This is a genomic window from Nocardia sp. NPDC004340, from assembly GCF_053602575.1.
Map to the genome: position 1 here is coordinate 240,116 of NZ_JBSGDW010000003.1, position 17,228 is coordinate 257,343.

The 17,228-nt window shown below is 70.9% G+C and carries 17 protein-coding genes; 8 read left to right on the forward strand and 9 right to left on the reverse strand.

Going from position 1 to position 17,228, the window contains the following annotated elements; genetic code table 11:
• Window positions 1-92 precede the first annotated feature (92 nt).
• The 4 genes from ACWEOI_RS13150 to ACWEOI_RS13165 form a co-directional block, all read right to left on the reverse strand.
• Window positions 93-1,688, reverse strand: a complete 1,596-nt coding sequence (locus tag ACWEOI_RS13150; RefSeq protein WP_452359731.1) for an amidohydrolase — start codon at window positions 1,686-1,688, stop codon at window positions 93-95.
• Window positions 1,689-1,834: 146 nt separating this feature from the next.
• Window positions 1,835-2,329, reverse strand: a complete 495-nt coding sequence (locus ACWEOI_RS13155; RefSeq protein ID WP_433665895.1) for an FxsA family protein — start codon at window positions 2,327-2,329, stop codon at window positions 1,835-1,837.
• Between the two features lie 82 nt (window positions 2,330-2,411).
• Window positions 2,412-3,074, reverse strand: coding sequence for a response regulator transcription factor (locus ACWEOI_RS13160; protein ID WP_357085755.1), 663 nt, complete (start codon window positions 3,072-3,074; stop codon window positions 2,412-2,414).
• Window positions 3,075-3,151: 77 nt separating this feature from the next.
• The gene (locus tag ACWEOI_RS13165) at window positions 3,152-4,375 is read right to left on the reverse strand and encodes a histidine kinase (RefSeq protein ID WP_433665896.1); all 1,224 of its coding nucleotides are present in this window, start codon (window positions 4,373-4,375) and stop codon (window positions 3,152-3,154) included.
• An 88-nt stretch (window positions 4,376-4,463) separates the two neighbouring features.
• On the opposite strand from ACWEOI_RS13165, the gene ACWEOI_RS13170 reads away from it, so the two are divergent.
• Window positions 4,464-5,231 (forward strand): TSUP family transporter, encoded by a 768-nt coding sequence (locus ACWEOI_RS13170; RefSeq protein WP_379274273.1) that lies wholly within the window; start codon window positions 4,464-4,466, stop codon window positions 5,229-5,231.
• Window positions 5,232-5,237: 6 nt separating this feature from the next.
• Here ACWEOI_RS13170 and ACWEOI_RS13175 read toward each other — a convergent pair whose 3' ends face one another.
• Window positions 5,238-5,969, reverse strand: coding sequence for a TetR/AcrR family transcriptional regulator (locus ACWEOI_RS13175; RefSeq protein ID WP_357085752.1), 732 nt, complete (start codon window positions 5,967-5,969; stop codon window positions 5,238-5,240).
• Window positions 5,970-6,156: 187 nt separating this feature from the next.
• On the opposite strand from ACWEOI_RS13175, the gene ACWEOI_RS13180 reads away from it, so the two are divergent.
• The 4 genes from ACWEOI_RS13180 to ACWEOI_RS13195 all read left to right on the forward strand — a co-directional run bounded on the left by ACWEOI_RS13180 (window position 6,157) and on the right by ACWEOI_RS13195 (window position 10,924).
• Window positions 6,157-7,683: a TldD/PmbA family protein gene (locus ACWEOI_RS13180; RefSeq protein WP_452359732.1), complete on the forward strand. Its 1,527-nt coding sequence runs from the start codon at window positions 6,157-6,159 to the stop codon at window positions 7,681-7,683.
• A gap of 21 nt (window positions 7,684-7,704) precedes the next feature.
• Window positions 7,705-9,102 carry a metallopeptidase TldD-related protein gene (locus ACWEOI_RS13185; RefSeq protein ID WP_452360135.1) on the forward strand — a complete coding sequence of 466 codons (1,398 nt, stop codon included), beginning with the start codon at window positions 7,705-7,707 and terminating at the stop codon, window positions 9,100-9,102.
• A gap of 130 nt (window positions 9,103-9,232) precedes the next feature.
• Window positions 9,233-9,829 (forward strand): dihydrofolate reductase family protein, encoded by a 597-nt coding sequence (locus tag ACWEOI_RS13190; protein WP_452359733.1) that lies wholly within the window; start codon window positions 9,233-9,235, stop codon window positions 9,827-9,829.
• 192 nt (window positions 9,830-10,021) lie between these two features.
• Window positions 10,022-10,924, forward strand: coding sequence for a trypsin-like peptidase domain-containing protein (locus ACWEOI_RS13195; protein ID WP_433673366.1), 903 nt, complete (start codon window positions 10,022-10,024; stop codon window positions 10,922-10,924).
• 29 nt (window positions 10,925-10,953) lie between these two features.
• Here the strand turns inward: ACWEOI_RS13195 and ACWEOI_RS13200 are convergent, their stop codons facing one another.
• Window positions 10,954-11,223 (reverse strand): helix-turn-helix domain-containing protein, encoded by a 270-nt coding sequence (locus tag ACWEOI_RS13200; RefSeq protein ID WP_452359734.1) that lies wholly within the window; start codon window positions 11,221-11,223, stop codon window positions 10,954-10,956.
• A 78-nt stretch (window positions 11,224-11,301) separates the two neighbouring features.
• Here ACWEOI_RS13200 and map point away from each other — a divergent pair, with 78 nt between their 5' ends.
• Window positions 11,302-12,069, forward strand: coding sequence for a type I methionyl aminopeptidase (map, locus tag ACWEOI_RS13205; protein WP_452359735.1), 768 nt, complete (start codon window positions 11,302-11,304; stop codon window positions 12,067-12,069).
• A gap of 4 nt (window positions 12,070-12,073) precedes the next feature.
• Here map and ACWEOI_RS13210 read toward each other — a convergent pair whose 3' ends face one another.
• On the reverse strand, window positions 12,074-13,810 hold the full coding sequence (locus ACWEOI_RS13210) for an amidohydrolase (RefSeq protein ID WP_452359736.1): 1,737 nt from the start codon (window positions 13,808-13,810) through the stop codon (window positions 12,074-12,076).
• A gap of 250 nt (window positions 13,811-14,060) precedes the next feature.
• Between ACWEOI_RS13210 and ACWEOI_RS13215 the strand changes: the two genes are divergently transcribed.
• Window positions 14,061-15,011: an FkbM family methyltransferase gene (locus ACWEOI_RS13215; RefSeq protein WP_452359737.1), complete on the forward strand. Its 951-nt coding sequence runs from the start codon at window positions 14,061-14,063 to the stop codon at window positions 15,009-15,011.
• 108 nt (window positions 15,012-15,119) lie between these two features.
• The gene (locus ACWEOI_RS13220; protein ID WP_452359738.1) at window positions 15,120-15,773 is read left to right on the forward strand and encodes a TetR family transcriptional regulator; all 654 of its coding nucleotides are present in this window, start codon (window positions 15,120-15,122) and stop codon (window positions 15,771-15,773) included.
• On the opposite strand, the gene ACWEOI_RS13225 is transcribed toward ACWEOI_RS13220, so the two are convergent.
• Together ACWEOI_RS13225 and ACWEOI_RS13230 are read right to left on the reverse strand one after the other, a co-directional pair.
• Window positions 15,774-16,472, reverse strand: a complete 699-nt coding sequence (locus tag ACWEOI_RS13225; protein ID WP_452359739.1) for a glyoxalase — start codon at window positions 16,470-16,472, stop codon at window positions 15,774-15,776.
• Window positions 16,473-16,559: 87 nt separating this feature from the next.
• Window positions 16,560-17,144, reverse strand: a complete 585-nt coding sequence (locus tag ACWEOI_RS13230) for a TetR/AcrR family transcriptional regulator (protein WP_452359740.1) — start codon at window positions 17,142-17,144, stop codon at window positions 16,560-16,562.
• Window positions 17,145-17,228 lie beyond the last annotated feature (84 nt).

The following is a 17,228-nucleotide window of genomic DNA, read 5'->3' on the forward strand; positions in this document are numbered from 1 at the left end:
CGGCCGAACCGTCGGCGCGCGAGCCGGATTCGGGCGCACCGCCCGGATCGGCGGCGGAATCCGCTGCGCGGAGGTGGTTCTCGGGATCGGTGTCAGGCTTCATGGATGGTGACCCCGCGGTGCACGGTGCGCAGGCACTGCGGCAGGGTGGCGTCCGGGCCGAGCGGCGGCAGGCCGGGGACGCGGGAGCGCGGGTCGGTGGACCAGCGCTGGACGGTGTCGGCGGCGGCCGCGACGACCAGTTCGCGGGAGTCCCAGATCGCGTAGGAGGCGGGTGCGCCGGGGACCAGGGTTCCGGCGACGCCGTCGCGGACGCCGCCGGCGCGCCAGGCGCCCCGGGTGGCGGCGGCGAAGGCGGCGCGCGGGGAGATCTGGTGGCCGCGGGTGCGGTGGTTGACCGCGGCGCGCAGCGCTTCCCACGGGTTCAGGGCGGTGACCGGGGCGTCGGAGCCGATGGCGAGGGAGATGCCGGCGGCGGCCATGGCGGCGAACGGGTTCAGGGTGGCGGCCCGGTCCGCGCCGAGGCGGGTGGCGTACATGCCGTCGGGTCCGCCCCAGGCGGCGTCGAATCCCGGTTGGACGCTGGCGATCACGCCCCAGGCGGCGAGTTGGGCGATCTGGTCGGCCGTCATCATCTCGGCGTGTTCGAGCCGGTGCCCGCGCGAGGCGACAGCCGGTCCGCCGAGGGCGTCCACGGCCCGTTCGAACCCGGTGACGACGGCGTCCATGGCGGCGTCGCCGATGACGTGGAAACCGGTCTGGATGCCGGCTTCGGTGCAGGCGAGCACGTGGGCCGCGACGGCGTCGGCGTCGAGGTAGGCGGTGCCGGTGCTGTCGCGGTCGGCGTAGGGTTCGCGCAGCCAGGCGGTGTGCGAGCCGATGGCCCCGTCGACGAACAGGTCGCCGCCGAGGGCGTGCACGCCGAGTTCCTTGACCAGGCTGCGGGCTTCGTCGGCGGTGCGGACGGCCTGCCCCCAGTAGGCGCGGACCTCGACGCCGTGGGTGAAGTCGAGGAGTTCGCGCACGTCGTCGGCGCCGGAGATCTCGGGTCCCGCGCATTCGTGCACGGCCACAACCCCGTTGGCGGCGGCCGAGTCCAGTGCCGCCTGCCGGGCCGCGTCGCGCTGCGCCCGGCTCAGCGCGCCGAGCGCGGCCCCGCGCACCCGGTGATGGGCGTCGCCGCGCAGCGGCTCGCCGCGGGTGAACCCGTCGGCCTCGGTGACTCCGGCGACGGCGTCGAGCAGCGCGGTCGAGGCGACGGCCGAATGCGCGTCCACGCGAGCCAGATACACCTGTCGTCCCGGCGCGGCCGTATCGAGTTCCTCGCGGGTCGGTGCCCGGCCCTCGGCCCAGCGGGTCTCGTCCCAGCCCTCACCGAGGATCACGCCGTCGGGGTGGCCGGAGGCGAAGTCCCGCACCAGTTCCAGGCAGTCCCGCAGCGAACCGGCTTGCGCCAGATCGAGTCCCGTCAGTTTGAGTCCGAGCGCGGTGACGTGCACGTGCGGGTCGACGAATCCCGGCGCGACGAACGCCCCGTCGAGGTCGATGATCTCCGCGTCCGGATGCAGGGCCCGCCCCGGCTTGTCCAGCCCGACCCACACCACGGTCCCGTCGGTGACGGCCATGGCCGTCGCGTCGGGATTGCTCGAACTGTAGATACGGCCGCCGACCAGCAACTGGGTACTCACGACTGCCCAGTCTGCCGCACGGCCCGCCGGTCCCGGCAATCGCACTCGCCGACTGTGACCAGGACCCCTGCCATAACGCCGCGGGGCCGATCACCGGGTAGGTGATCGGCCCCGCGGGCGGTGGGGATCGACGTGTGGGTTCCCGCTCAGCGGGGATCGATCATCTTGTATCCGTTGCCCTGACCGTCGTCGTAGTACTCGGTGACCACGGTCGCGTCGATGACCTCGCCGTCGGGATCGATCACCACATTGCGGTACCCGTACGGTCCGACGGCGGTGGCGACCCGGTTCAGCCGGCGCGCCGCGAAGGCGGCCACGATCGGGCGGAGCAGGAATCGGGTGAACGGCAGCAGTGCCAGCAGGCCGAGCACGGTGGTGAGCAGGCCGGGCACGAACATCAGGACCGCGCCCACGCCGACCAGCGCGCCGTCGGCGACGGCGGTGCTGGGTTCGAGCTCACCGCGCGCGGCGCGTCGGAATCCCTCGAACACGCGGCGGCCCTGCGAGCGCACGAGCACCAGACCCACGGCCGATCCGGCCAGCAGCAGCAGAATCGTGGGGAAGACGCCGATGAGGTGGCCGACCCCGATCAGGGTGGCGATCTCGGCGGCGAACCAGGCGAGGAACAACAGGGCGGGCATCAGGCGATCCTTTCGATCGGTCTACCCGTGACAACGCGCGAGGTCCCGATTTTTCTCCCGGGTGCGGTCCCGGTCACAGCGGTCAGGCGCCGCCGGGCCGGACCAGGCCGGTCTCGTAGGCCAGGACGACGGCCTGGACCCGGTCGCGGAGGCCGAGTTTGGTGAGGACGCGGCCGACGTGGGTCTTGACGGTGGCCTCGGAGAGGTAGAGGGCGCCCGCGATCTCGGCGTTGGAGCGGCCCGCGGCGATGTGTTCGAGGACCTCGCGTTCGCGGGCGGTGAGGACGTCGAGGACGCCGGGGTCGCGCCCGGCGGCCGGGTCCTCGGCGATGAGGCGGTCGAGCAGGCGTTTGGTGACCTTCGGGGAGACGACGGCGTCGCCGGCGGCGACGCTGCGGATGGCGGAGATGAGGTCTTCGGGCGGGGTGTCCTTGAGCAGGAAGCCGCTGGCTCCCGCGCGCAGCGCGCCGAGGGCGTGTTCGTCGAGGTCGAAGGTGGTCATGACGAGAACACGGCTGCCGCAGCCGGATTCGATGATGCGGGCGGTGGCGGTGACGCCGTCGGTGACGGGCATGCGGACATCCATGAGCACCACGTCGGGCACGAGTTCGGTGGCGCGGGCGATGGCGGTGGCGCCGTTGTCGGCCTCCCCCACCACGTCGATGTCGGGGTGCGCGCCGAGCACCATTCGCAATCCGGCGCGCATGAGTTCCTGGTCATCGACGACGAGCACGGTGATCGGCACGCCCCCAACCTATCCGGCGCCGGGATGCGTGCGGATAGCCGGGCGTCGGCCCCTGGCGGTCGGTGCGGGTGGGCGGCTCAGTCCTGGATGTCGTCGCGATCGAGGGGGATGGTGGCGCGGACGGTCCAGCCGCCGTGCGGATTCCGGCCCGTGGTGAGGGTGCCGCCCAGCACGGCGATGCGTTCGCGCATGCCGACCAGGCCCAGGCCGCTGCCGGGGATGCGGCTGGCGAGCACGGGCGGGGCGGTGGTGGATCCGGTGGCGCAGCCGCTGTCGGGGGGTGCGGTGAGCGGGGTGCCGCCGGTGTCGGTGATCTCGAGCAGCACGTCGGTGTCGCGGCGGGTGACGCGGACTTCGGCGCGCGGGTCGGGTCCGGCGTGGCGCAGGGTGTTGGTGAGTGATTCCTGCACGATGCGGTGGATGCCGAGGCTGACCTCGGGGGTGACGGTGTCGAGTTCGCCGCGCAGTTCGAGGGAGACGTCGAGTCCGGCGCTGCGCATCATGTCGGCGACCTTGGCGATGCCCGCGGTGCCGTGTTGCGGAAGTTGTTCGGGCGCATGCTCGGTGCGCAGCAGCTCGACGGTGCGGCGCAGTTCGCGCAGGGCTTCGCGGCCGGTGCCGGCGATGGTGGTGAGCGCTTGCTCGGCGGTGTCGGGGTCGTGGCGCAGGGCGTAGCGGGCGCCGTCGGCCTGCACGATGATGACGCTGACCGCGTGCGCGACCACGTCGTGCAGTTCGCGGGCGATGCGGGTGCGTTCGACGGCGACGGCGTCGTGGGCGCGGCGTTCGCGGTCGTAGTCGGCGACGGCCAGGCGGGCGGCGACCTCCGCGTCGTAGGCGTGGCGGGCGCCGACGAATTCGGCCAGGGTCCAGCACAACGCGTAGTAGAGGGCGTTGAACAGGATGTCGGTGCCCTGGGGTTTGCCGATGGCGGCCGCGGCGACGACCCCGTCGATGAGCAGGATCACCAGGTAGACGAGTCCTTGGCGGCGGCCGACGTACGCGACGAGGGTGTAGAGCATGATGCCCAGGCCCAGCAGCGCCGGGTGCACGGCGTGGTCGCTGACGCTCCAGTGCACCAGCGACGCGGTCATGGACAGCACGACCATGGCGGCCGCGGCGGCGCGGGTGTGGGTGCGGCGGAACACGATCGGCAGCGGCAGCAGCACGCTGAGCACGAGATAGGTGGGTTTGTACTGGCTGTTGCTCAGGGCGAGCACATCGATGACGAACAACAGCAGCGCGACCGCCGAATCGGTGATCAGCGGTTTTCCGCGCAGCCAGAGACTGAATCGGCGCACCCGTCCACCCTACGGGCCGGTTCGCTGTCGACTCGCTGACAGACCCGACGGTTTGAACCGAGGTGGCGGCGTCTGGTTGGGTCGCGGAGTGAGCATTGCGGACTGGGCGATCCTGTTGACCGCGGCGACAGCGGCCGGCTGGGTCGACGCCGTGGTCGGCGGCGGCGGGCTGATCGTGCTGCCGACGCTGTTCGTGGTGCTGCCCGGGCTGGCCCCGCAGACGGCGCTGGGCACCAACAAGATCGCGGCGTTCTCGGGCACCAGTGCGGCGGTGTTCACCTTCGCCCGCAAGGTGCCGATGCGCTGGAAGGTGCTGATCCCGGGTGCGCTCATCGCCGCCGTGGCGGCCGCGTGCGGTTCGGCCGCGGTGGCCCTCATCGACCGCGAGTACTTCATCCCGATCGTCATGGTGGTGCTGATCGGGGTGGCGGTGTTCGTGACGCTGCGACCCTCGATCGGGGTGACCATGGCCACCCATCCCCCGACCCGCCGCAAGACCATCCTGGTGGTGGCGCTCGCCGCGGGCCTGATCGGCCTCTACGACGGCATTCTCGGGCCGGGCACCGGCACGTTCCTGATCATTACCTTCGCCACCCTGCTCGGCACCGAGTTCGTGCGGGCCGCGGCCATGGCGAAGGTCGTCAACTGCGGATCCAACCTGGGTTCGCTGCTGTTCCTGGCGAGCACGGGTCACGTGCTGTGGGCGCTGGGCCTGTCCATGGCGGTGGCGAACGTGGCCGGTTCGATCGCCGGGTCCCGCATGGCCCTGGCCAAGGGCGCCGGTTTCGTCCGGGTCGTCCTGCTGGTGGTGGTCACCGCCATGGTGATCCGCCTGGGCTGGCAGCAGTTCGGCTGACCGGATTCAGACGCGAGCGAGCCGGTGCACCGAGCTCAGGGGGCGAAAGGCTTCGGGCTCCGGGCGTAGTGGAACGTCGGCGATCACCGGTAGGTGGTCGGCGGGCAGCTCCGGGGCGGGCTGGGACAGCCACGGCGCCAGCACCTTCGAGGTGGTCTCCTGGATCTTGCGTTGCAGCGCTTCGCCGTCCTCGAGGCCGGGCCGCTGGAACAGCACGGTCAACGCCCCCGACACCGCGCCGACGACCGCGCCGACCAGGGCGGCCGCGCCGACGTCGTCGAGTTCCTCGGGGAACGCGGCGCGCAGCTGACGCGCGATCTCCTGCTGGGACGCGAGCTGGGCGTAGGCGGCCCGGCCCGACACGGCGGGCACGGTGCGCGACACCTGGGCGCGGAGGACGGCGATGCGGGCGGCGAGGTCGTCGCCGAGGTGGTCGCCGGGATTGTCACCGGCGGCGCGCAGCGCGCGCAGCAGCACCTCGACGGGGCGTTCACCGGGGCGGCGGGTGGCGATGGCACGCACGGCGGCCTGCACGCGTTCGTCCGGCTCGGGGAACAAGAGTTCCTCTTTGCTGGCGAAGTAGTTGAAGAACGTCCGGGTGCCGACTTCGGCGGCGGCCGCGATGTCGGCGACGGTGGCCGCCTCGTATCCTCGGCTCTCGAACTGTTCTACGGCGGCTTCGAGCAGGGCTCGGCGGGTGCGTTCCCGTTTGCGATCGCGGAGTGCGGATGGCGGCACGCGGGCAGACAGTACGGCATCCGATCGGCAATCCGCGGAATGTCAGGCCGTTGAGCGTGCCGTTTCCCGGTGTGCTCCTTCGCACTTCACGCATCGTTGCAGCGTATGCAGATTTGCGCGTCATGAATTTCGTTCGGGCTGCGTGGTTTCTTGAACCCCCGGCGTGTCGCCCTCTAGCGTGGTGCGGGTGAGCATCGCTACCAAGGTCATCGACGGCCAGTTCCGCGCGCTGCCGCTGTCCGCGCTCGCCGACGCCGCGTTGAGCGCGGCCCGCGCGGCCGGGGCGGAGTACGCGGACCTGCGGGTGCATCGACTCGTGCAGCAGTCCATCAGGTTGCGCGACGGCCGCGTCGAATCGGTGTCCGACAGTACCGATCTCGGGTTCGCGGTGCGCGTGATCGTCGACGGCACCTGGGGTTTCGCCTCGCACGCCGATCTCACCGCCGAGACCGCCGCCCAGGTGGCGCAGCGCGCGGTCACGGTGGCGCGGACCCTGCGCGCGCTCAATCGCGAACGCGTGGAACTGGCTCCGGAGCCGCGCTACGACGACGCCGAATACGTCTCCGCCTACGACGTCGACCCCTTCGAGGTGCCGACGCCGGAGAAAGTGGCGCTGCTGCTGGACTATTCGGAGCGGCTGAGTTCCGCCGACGGCGTGGATCACGTGACGGCGGCGGTGCTGCAGGTCAAGGAGCAGACCTTCTACGCCGACACCTTCGGCTCGCGCATCACTCAGCAGCGGGTGCGGCTGCACCCGCAGTTCGAGGCCATCACCGTCGATCCGGCCGCGGGCGTGTTCGAGACCATGCGCACCCTGGCCGCCCCGGCCGGGCGCGGCTGGGAGTACGTGACCGGCGCGGACGGGCACTGGGACTGGGCGGGCGAACTCGCGCGGATGCCGGAGTGGCTGGCGGAGAAGGTGAAGGCCCCCACCGTCGAGGCGGGCCCCACCGATCTGGTGATCGACCCCAGCAATCTGTGGCTCACCATCCACGAGTCCATCGGCCACGCCACCGAGTACGACCGCGCCATCGGCTACGAATCGGCCTACGCGGGAACCTCGTTCGCCACCCCCGACCTGCTCGGCACGCTGCGCTACGGCACCCCGATCATGCACGTCACCGGTGACCGCACCCAGGAGCACGGCCTGGCCACGGTCGGCTGGGACGACGAGGGCGTGGCCGGGCAGCGCTGGGATCTGGTGCGCGACGGCGTGCTGGTCGGCTACCAGCTCGACCGGATGTTCGCGCCCAAGCTGGGCCTGGAACGCTCCAACGGCTGCTCCTACGCCGATTCCGCGCACCATGTGCCGATCCAGCGCATGGCCAATGTGTCGCTGCAACCCGATCCCGAGCGCGACACCAGCACCGCCGAGCTCATCTCCCGGGTGGAGAACGGCCTCTACATCGTCGGCGACAAGTCGTGGTCGATCGATATGCAGCGCTACAACTTCCAGTTCACCGGTCAGCGCTTCTTCCGGATCCGCAACGGCGAGCTGGCCGGGCAGGTGCGCGATGTCGCCTACCAGGCCACCACCACCGACTTCTGGGGTTCGATGGAGGCCGTCGGGGGGCCCTCGACCTGGGTGTTGGGCGGGGCGTTCAACTGCGGCAAGGCGCAACCCGGTCAGGTGGCGGCGGTCTCGCACGGCTGCCCGTCGGTGCTGGTGCGCGGCATCACTGTTCTCAATACCCGCGCCGAAGCCGGGCAGTAGGAAAGGACCGACACGGTGAGTGTGCTCCCCGCCCCCGAGGTCGTCGAACGCGCGCTGCGGGCCTCGCGCGCCGACGAGACCATGGTGATCGTCACCGACGCGCATGAGGCGTCGCTGCGCTGGGCCGGAAACTCCATGACCACCAACGGTTCCTCGGTGGCGCGCGAGTGGGCGGTGGTCTCGGTGTTCCGGGAGGGCCCGACCGTCGCGCGGGTCGGCAGCGTGAGTTCCACCAGCGTGGATCCCGCCGAGATCGAGGCCGTGGTGCGGGCCGCCGAACAGGCCGCCCGCGACGCCGAGCCGGCGCGCGACGCCATGCCGCTGCTGGATCCCGACGCCGTCGACGCCGACACCCTGGACCGGCTGCTGGACTGGGACGGTGACCCGGCGACCACCGACATCGGCGTGTTCACCACGCTGGCAAGCGATCTCGCCGCCGGTTTCGACGGCTCCGACCGCCTCTACGGTTTCGCCCACCACCAGATGCACTCCACCTGGCTGGGCACCTCCACGGGGTTGCGGCGGCGCTGGGTGCAGCCGACGGGTTCGGTGGAGATCAACGGCAAGCGCGGTGCGGGCGCGGAGCTGGCCAGCGCGTGGGTCGGCACCGGCACCACCGATTTCGCCGATGTCGACACCCCCGCTCTGCTCGCGGAGCTGTCGCGGCGACTGGACTGGTCCAAGCGCCGTGTCGAGCTGCCCGCGGGCCGCTACGAGACGCTGCTGCCGCCCTCGGCGGTCGCGGATCTGATGATCTACATGGCCTGGTCCATGGAGGGCCGCGGCGCGCACGAGGGCCACACCGCCTTCTCCCGCGCGGGCGGCACCCGAATCGGGGAGCGGCTCACCGGGATTCCGCTGACCCTGTCCTCGGATCCGAGCGCGGCGGGTCTGGAGTACCGGCCGTTCGTGGCGACGCCGTCGTCGTCGGAGTCGCTGTCGGTGTTCGACAACGGCCTGACCGCGCAGCGCACCGACTGGGTGCGCGAGGGCGTGATCGAGTCGCTGGTGTACCCGCGCGCCACCGCCGCCGAATTCGACGCCCCCGTCACGCTGCCCGGCGAGAACCTGCTCATGACCGGCGGCGGCGACGCCACCCTGACCGACATGATCGCGCGCACCGAGCGCGGTCTGCTGCTGACCTGCCTGTGGTACATCCGCGAGGTGGATCCGGCCACGCTGCTGCTCACCGGCCTCACCCGCGACGGCGTCTACCTGGTCGAGAACGGTGAGGTGACCGGGGCGGTCAACAACTTCCGCTTCAACGAGAGCCCCCTGGACCTGCTGCGGCGGGTGTCGGAGGCGGGCCGCACCGAGATCACGCTGCCGCGCGAGTGGAAGGACTGGTTCACCCGGACGGCCATGCCGCCGTTGCGGATTCCCGATTTCCACATGTCCTCGGTGAGCCAGGCGACCTGATCCGGTCGCACCGGTCCGTTTCCCGGAAGAATTCGTCGCGCGACAACGATGATTTCCGGGAGGCGGCGCCGACTTCCAGGCAGAGACGGCGAAGCACGCCGATTCGTTCCCCTGCTGAAGGAGTACGGCCATGAGCAAGGTAGTCACCGGCGCGAGCATGTCCCTCGACGGATTCATCGCGGGCCCCGGCGAAACCGGTTTCGAGCACCTGTTCGCCTGGTACCAGGCCGGCGATGTGCCGATCGCCAGTACCCACCCCGAGATCCCGTTCACGCTGACCGCCTCCGATGCCGAATACCTGCGGGCCTGGCTCGACGGGGTCGGGGTGTACGTGGTCGGCAAGCGGCTGTTCAGCCTCACCGACGGCTGGGGCGGGGTGCATCCGGCGGACAAGCCGATCGTGGTGGTCACCCACACCGTGCCCGAGCAGTGGATCGCCGAGCATCCCGACGCCCCGTTCACCTTCGTGAGCGGCGGGGTGAAGGAGGCCGTCGACGTGGCGCGCGGCATCGCCGGAGACCGGATGGTCGGTGTCAGCGGCGGCGATGTGGCCCGGCAGTGCCTCGACGAGGGCCTGCTCGACGAGGTCTGGGTCGATCTGGTGCCGGTGCTGCTGGGCAGCGGGGTGCCGCTGCTGGGTCAGCTGGCGAATGCGCCGGTGCTGCTGGAGGATCCGGAGATCGTGCCCGGTTCCCGCGTCACCCACCTGAAGTACCGCCTGCGCTGATCCGCGTTCCCGGTTTGCGCTGTCGGCGAACCGGTTGTCGCGGTGCCCCGTGCGCGCGCATCCTGGGATTACGCACTGTAATCACGTAATCGGATGGTGGTCGTCGTGGACGACGAAGCTGCCCTCTCGCCTTGGGACGAGAATCCCGACCCTGTGCCGCCGCCGGGCTTCGGCGATCCGGACCCCGCGGCCATGGACGCGTACTCGCGCACCGTGATCGCGGTCGCCGCCTCGGTGACCCCGCACGTGGCCAGCGTGCAGACCCGGCGCGGCGGCGGATCGGCGGTGGTGTTCACCGCCGACGGATTCCTGCTCACCAACGCTCACGTGGTCGGCGAGGCGAGCCAGGGGACCGTGGTGTTTGCCGACGGCCTCGAATCGGCCTTCGACGTGGTGGGGGTGGATCCGCTCTCGGATCTGGCGGTGCTGCGTGCCCGCGGCGGCGCGCCCGACGCGGTGCGGCTCGGGGACGCCGACAGCCTGGTGGTCGGGCAGCTGGTGGTGGCGGTCGGTTCTCCGCTGGGGCTGGCCGGGTCGGTGACCGCGGGCGTGGTGAGCGCGCTGGGCCGCTCGGTGCCGGTCGGCAATCGGCGCACCGCACGGGTCATCGAGGACGTGATCCAGACCGACGCCGCCCTCAATCCCGGTAATTCCGGTGGCGCACTGGCGGATTCGGCGGGCCGGGTGGTGGGGATCAATACCGCGGTCGCCGGGATCGGGCTGGGTCTGGCGATTCCGATCAATGTCACCACCCGCCGCATCATCAGCACGCTGCTCACCGAGGGCCGGGTCCGGCGCGCCTATCTGGGTGTGGTCGGGGTGCCCGCTCCCCTGCCGACCGCGGTCGCCGCCCGCACCGGGCAGGACGCGGGACTGCGGATCGTGGAGGTGGTGCGCGGCGGGCCCGCCGAACGGGCTGGGCTGCGGCGCGGGGATCTGGTGCTCAGCGTCGCGCGCGCCGAGATCCGCGACGCGCAGGGGATCCAGCGGCAGTTGTTCGCCGATGCCATCGGGCGCACGCTGCCGGTGACGGTGCTGCGCAATGGCGCGATGGTGGATGTGCTGGCGGTGCCGGTCGAGCTGACCGGCGACTGAACCGGCCGGTCACGGTCCCCGGCAATCGGTTACGAGGCCGAGCGCTGCTCCGTGTCGCCGGGATGCCAGATCTCGGCCAGCTCGTCGAGGGGAATGTCGAGGGTGCGGCTCAAGGCCACCACGGTCCCGAACGCGGGGGTGGGCAGCCGCCCCGATTCGATCTTGCGCAGGGTCTCGGGCGAAATGCCGGCGCTCACGGCCACGTCCACCGGGTCGCGGCCGTCGCGGGCGGTGCGCAGGGCCGCGCCCAGGCGGCGTCCGGCTTCGAGCTGGGCGGGCGTGAGCGGCAGTCGGACCATACCGGTCACCCTACGTTCGGTATTTAAATACCGCAAGCCCTATGGTCGGTATTAAAATACCGATTGATGGAGGTAGTCATGGTGGAACTCAAGAGCCCCGCCGAGATCGACAGCATGCGCGTGACCGGGCAGTTCGTGGCTGGTGTGCTCGCCGAACTGCGGGAGCGGGCCCGGATCGGGGTCAACCTGCTGGAGCTGGAAGCCGTGGTCCGCGAACGCATCCGGGAGCGCGGTGCGGTCTCCTGCTACTGGGACTACTCCCCCAGTTTCGGGCGCGGCCCGTTCCGCAACACCGTCTGCCTGTCGGTGAACGACGCGGTGCTGCACGGACTTCCGTTCGACTACACGCTGCGCGACGGCGACGTGCTGAGCATGGATCTGGCGGTGAGCATCGACGGCTGGGTCGCCGACTCCGCGGTCACGGTCATCGTGGGCAGCCCCGGTCCCGAGGACGAACGGCTGATCCGCGCCACCGAACAGGCCCTGGACGCGGCCATCGCGGTCGCCGAGCCGGGCAACAGCATCGGCGACCTGTCCGCGGCCATCGCCGCCGTGGCCCGCGACCACGGCTACCCGATCAACACCGAATACGGCGGGCACGGCCTGGGCCGCACCATGCACGAGGACCCGCATGTCCCCAATGCCGGGCGCGCCGGACGCGGTTTCCGGTTGCGCCCGGGCCTGACCCTCGCGATCGAGCCGTGGTTCGCGCGCGGCACCGACCGCATCGTCACCGACCCCGACGGCTGGACCCTGCGCTCGGCCGACGGTTCACGCACCGCGCACTCCGAGCACACCATCGCCATCACCGAGTCGGGCCCGCAGGTGCTGACCCGCGTCGGGTGACGGGTCAGGCGAGCGGTGGGCCGAAGGTCTGGCGGCCCATGAGGTAGGTGGCCTCGACCCGCAAGGCGCGCAACGACTCCGGCGGCACGGCGCGCGGATTGCCCGACAGCACCACCAGATCCGCGCACTTGCCCGGTTCCAGACTGCCGATCTCGGCGTCGAGGTGCAGCTGCCAGGCGGCGTCGAGGGTCTGCGCCTTGATCGCGGCGTCGACGCTCAGGCACTGTTCGGCAGCCAGGACGCGGCCGCTGCCGCGCGCGGTGCGGGTGACGGCGGTGGCGATATTGCCGATCGGGTCGGGCGGGGTGACGGTGCCGTCATTGTGGAACGAGATCCGCAGCCCCGCGTCCAGCGCCGATTTCGCCGACATCCAGTGCGCGCCGTGTTCGGGGCCGAACAGCTCGTCGATCAGCACGTCGCCCCAGTAGTAGACGTGCTCGATGAAGAAGCTCACCGTCACTCCGAGTTTGGCGGCGCGCGCGAACTGGTCGGGCCGCATCGCCCCGCAGTGCTCGAGCCGCGGCCTCAGGTCGCCGGTCTTCCCGGCGAGGGCCTTCTCGTAGGCGTCGAGCACCACGTCCACGGCCGCGTCGCCGTGCACGTGGCAGGCGGGCTGCCAACCCTGCCCGACAAACGCGGCGGACAGGTCGGTGATCTGCTCGGGGGTGTAGTTCATGCCGCCGTGGTGGTGCGGTTCGAGACCCATGCGGGCGGTGGCCTCGTTGGTGAGATACGGGAACGTGGTGAAAATATTGCCCTGCCAGGGTGATCCGTCCGCCCACAGCTTCATGCCGATGACTCCGAACAGGGCGTCCCCGCCGACGGCCGGGCCCGGGACATTGGCGGCATCGGTGGCCAGTTCCGGGATTCCCATGGTGTAGGAGCGAATCCGGATCGGGCAGGCCGGGTCCGCGGCCACCGCGGTGTACAGCTGCCCGGAGTCGGCGCTGCCGGTGTGCTCGCTGGCGGTGGCGTATCCGGCGGCCGCCAATTCCCTATAGGCCCAGCGCAATCGGTCGGGCATGCCGCCGCTGACCGACGCCTGCAGCGGCTCGGTCAGGGTCAGGATCGCGGCCGCCTCCCGCACCTCGCCGGTCAGTTCGCCGTCGGGTCCGTGCACGTACTCCGCCCCCGGCGGGTTCGGGGTGTCGCGAGTGATCCCGGCCTGTTTCAGCGCCGCGGTATTGCCGTAAGCGGCGTGTCCGCTGTTGGCCACCACCACAACCGGATTCGCGGGCGCGGCGGCGTCGAGGCTCCGCACGGTCGGCAGCACCAGGCCGGTCTGCAACAGCACATCGATCCCGTACAACAGGATCGACTCCCCCGGCTGCGCGTTCCGCACCGCCTCGGCCAGCTTCGCGTTCACCCCGTCCCCGGTCGGCACGGTGAACGGCCGCACGTCGACCGCGGGCGGGGCGAGCGCTGCGGCGATCTGCGAGGGATGGCTGTGCGGTTCCACGAACGCCGGCAACAACGCCCGCCCCCGCAGATCCACGAGCTTCGTGGCGGGACCGCGGTGTGCCATCACCTCGGATTCGGTGCCCACCGCGCTGATCCGCCCGCCCGTCACGGCCAGCGCCTCGACCTCGGCCGCTCCGCCCGCGACGGTGACGATCGGCCCGCCGGAGAAGATGACATCCGCCGACGCACCCGATCCCGAGTCGCCGGTCCCGCACGCCGCAGCCGCCGCCGAGGCCGCCACGGCACTGCCCACCACGAAACTCCGCCTGCTCATCGCCATGCGTCCCTTCCCTGACCGTCCGCCCCACAAAGTGGGTCCGACCACCAAGTTACGGTCGCCGACCCCCGCGACGAGCCAAGCGCTGTGGCGTGTGTCGGCTCGAACAGAAGCCGCCGGGCGAAGGCCGCCAGAGACAACAGCTATCATTCAGCTATCTCAACGGGCGTGGATCCAACCGCCCGTCCTGCCGTCCCGAGCTCCCCGCTGATCGAGCGTCACACCCGGATCACACACTCGGACAGGAGATGTCATGAATCTCGCCGACCTACGCTCGGACGCCGATCGCGCCTTCGGCGTCGGCACGCCCAGGGTTCTGGCGCGCGAAGCCCTCGGCACGATCCGCGATATGCGTATCGCGGCCCGCTCGGCGCGCGGCGGCAGCCGGGTTCGCGCCCCGTTCTGGATGGCTCGCCGTTTCCTCGGCATGGCGGGCACACCACTCGCCGGCGACGAGCTGATCGACCTGCGGTTCGCCACCCCGCGCGGCGACGCGCCGATCATGGTGCGCCGCAATCAGAGTGACCTGCTCATCCTCTGGCAGATCTTCCTGCACCGCTACTACGAGCTCGACCAGGTCTACGCCCTCGACTCGGAGATCGACGTCCTCGACACCGTCGTCGACCTCGGCGGCAACACCGGGCAGGCCGCCGCCTACTTCACCGCCCGCTACCGGCCGCGGCGGCTGCTCACGGTGGAGCCGATCACCGAGAGCCGCCAGGTACTGCACCGCAATCGGTCCCTGTCGGGCCTGGACTGGATCGTGGAGGATTGCGCGGTGTCCGGTGCGGCGGGTGAGCTGGAGTTCGCCGTCAGCGCGTTCTGGGACACCTGCACCGCCGTTCCCGAGGTGTACGAACTGCGCCGCTCCCGGCCGTGGCGACTGGAGAACAGCCTGGCCCGCCCGCCGCGCATCCTGCCCGCACGCACGGTCGATGAGCTGCTGGACCGTCACGGTCTCGACCACGTCGACCTGTTGAAGGTCGACGTCGAGGGCAGCGAGGCCGACATCTTCGCCGCCCCAAGGCCGTGGATGGATGCCGTCGACCGCATCGTGCTCGAGATCCACGATAAGTACATCGACGGCGACATCGTTCGAAGCACCATGAAACAAGCCGGGTTCCACCGCATCGCTCCCCGCCGGCCCGACCCGGCCGGGTTCAACCCCGTGGAGCTGTACTGGCGCGACGGACTTCCCGAATGATCGGCATCGCGCCCTCGCGATCGAGCCGGCAGCGCCGGCGCCGGGAGATCACACGGTTGTCCCCCGGCCGGTGAGCGGTCGAAACACGCTCTGGGCGATACTCGTTCGATGGGTATCGACGACCGAGCGGCAGGTGATGCGCGCGGCACCGCCGCGGTCGCGCATCAGGAGCTCACCCAGCGCCGCTTCCCCGAGGGCCAGCGCCGCATCTTCCTGGCCGCCATCGACGCCTTCGCCGAACGCGGGTTCCACGCCACCACCACCCGTGACATCGCCGCCCGCGCGGGTCTGAGCCCGGCCGGGCTGTACGTGCACTTCGGTTCCAAAGAGGAAGTCCTCTACCGCATCTCGTTGTCGTCGATGCGGCTGACCGAACAGGTCGCCACCACCGCGGCCGCCGGTGCGGGCACCGTGGCCGACCGGCTCGCCGCCGTGGTGCGCGACCTGACGGTCTGGCATGCCGAGCACGCCGCCTCGGTCCGGGTGGTCCTGCACCACCTCACCGACCTCACCCCCGAGCATCGCACCGAGGTCACCGACCTCCAGCTCGCCATCCACCGCCTGGTCCGCGACCTGGTGGCCCGCGGGGTCGGCGAGGGCGTGTTCGACGTCGCCGACACCCACGCCGCGACCTTGGCGCTCATGTCGCTGTGTGTGGACACCTCCCGCTGGTACCACGGCGACTACCGCCGCACCCCCGACGAGATCGGCGCCGATTACGCGGCCGTGGCCCTGCGGATAGTCGGCACCCGCCCCGCCTGATCACTCCCCGGCGGCGGCTATCGCGTCCAGGTCTCCCGCCACCGCCGCACGATCGGCGTCGGACAGTCCCAATCCCTCGATCTCAGCCAGCAATTCGGCCACCCGCTCGGCTTCGCCTGCGACAGCGGCGATTTCGGCGAGCATCGCCAGGGCCCGGGTTCGGTCGACCAGTGGTGCGGTGTCGGCGTGGCGGCGCAGGCCGGTTTCGAGGACGCGGACCGCGGTGGCGTCGTCGTTCTTCGAATCCCGGAAGATGCGCGCGTTGTCGAGCACCCGGGCCAGGCCGTCGAGCTGTGTCGAGCCGCCGTATTCGGGGTCGGGTTCGTCGCGCTGGATGTAGATGACGGTATTGCCGACCGGGTCCACGACCGTGAAACGGGTCTGTCCGGTGCGGAATCGGGTGATGCGCGGGGCGCCGCGCGCGGGCACCTTGCCGTAGCGGGCACGCAGCGCGGCCTTGAATTCCGCGTGCCACGGCTCGACCTCGTCCACGAGCACCAGACAGCCCACATGGGCTCCTTCCGCGGACAGATCCTTCGGTGTGGGCCCGAAATGCAGCTGGAAGCCATCGCGTTCGACGATTCCGTAGGTGTAGGGCCGGGTCATCTCGTAGGTGACGGTGTATCCCAGTGTCCGGTAGAAATCCAGCGTCTCGGGTAGCTCGCCACCCCAGAGCATGGGAACCGAAACTGCCGCCATCGTGCGCCTCCTCGTGCTGTTCGGGTCGTCGGAACCCAACGTACGGATCGGGGCGAGCACGCGCCTATGGCCCGGCGTCGCGCCCGGTCAGCCCGCCCCGGGCAGCCCGTCCACCACGAGATCGACCGCGCCGGAGAGATATTCGGGTGTCAGCGGCTGTCCGCGCAGCAGCAGCCGGAACCAGATGGCCCCGGCCAGCAGATCCATGATGGCCGCGGGATCGCAGCCGGGGTCGAGTTCGCCGCGCGACACCGCCCGCTCGAACACCGGCTGCTCGCGGCCGAGGCGTTCGGCGAAGAACGCGGATCCGACCGCCGCGAGCTGCGGCCGCCGGGGCGCGGCGGCCAGCACCGCTGTCGCCACGGGCGCGGTCGAGGGGTCGGTGAGCAGTCCGGCGATGGCCCGCGCCAGGTCCAGCAGGTCGCCGCGCAGGCTGCCGGTGTCCGGCATCGGGAAGCTCAGCAGATCGGAGTCGGTGAGCGCCGCGGCCAGCAGCGCGTCCTTGGCGGGCCACCACCGGTAGAGCGTGGTCTTGTTCACCCCGGATCGCGCGGCCACCGCCTCCATGGTGAGGCCGTCATATCCCTTGTCCGCCAGCAGTTCCAGGGTCGCGGCGAAGATCGCGGCCGCCTGCCGCGGCGCGCCCGCGCTTCGCCGTTCCGGTGTCGTCACCCCACCAAAATACAACACAACGTTGCGTTGCGAACCGAACCGTGGTGCGATTGCAACGCAACGTAGCGTTGCATTCGAGTCGGG

Bases quoted from the DNA above. Each gene is read 5' to 3' on its own strand.
- ACWEOI_RS13155 (WP_433665895.1), bottom strand. From the start codon at position 2,329: ATGCCCGCCCTGTTGTTCCTCGCCTGGTTCGCCGCCGAGATCGCCACC.
- ACWEOI_RS13190 (WP_452359733.1), top strand. From the start codon at position 9,233: ATGAGCAAGGTAGTCACCGGCGCGAGCATGTCCCTCGACGGATTCATC.
- ACWEOI_RS13195 (WP_433673366.1), top strand. From the start codon at position 10,022: ATGGACGCGTACTCGCGCACCGTGATCGCGGTCGCCGCCTCGGTGACC.
- ACWEOI_RS13200 (WP_452359734.1), bottom strand. From the start codon at position 11,223: ATGGTCCGACTGCCGCTCACGCCCGCCCAGCTCGAAGCCGGACGCCGC.
- map (WP_452359735.1), top strand. From the start codon at position 11,302: ATGGTGGAACTCAAGAGCCCCGCCGAGATCGACAGCATGCGCGTGACC.
- ACWEOI_RS13210 (WP_452359736.1), bottom strand. From the start codon at position 13,810: ATGGCGATGAGCAGGCGGAGTTTCGTGGTGGGCAGTGCCGTGGCGGCC.
- ACWEOI_RS13215 (WP_452359737.1), top strand. From the start codon at position 14,061: ATGAATCTCGCCGACCTACGCTCGGACGCCGATCGCGCCTTCGGCGTC.
- ACWEOI_RS13220 (WP_452359738.1), top strand. From the start codon at position 15,120: ATGGGTATCGACGACCGAGCGGCAGGTGATGCGCGCGGCACCGCCGCG.
- ACWEOI_RS13225 (WP_452359739.1), bottom strand. From the start codon at position 16,472: ATGGCGGCAGTTTCGGTTCCCATGCTCTGGGGTGGCGAGCTACCCGAG.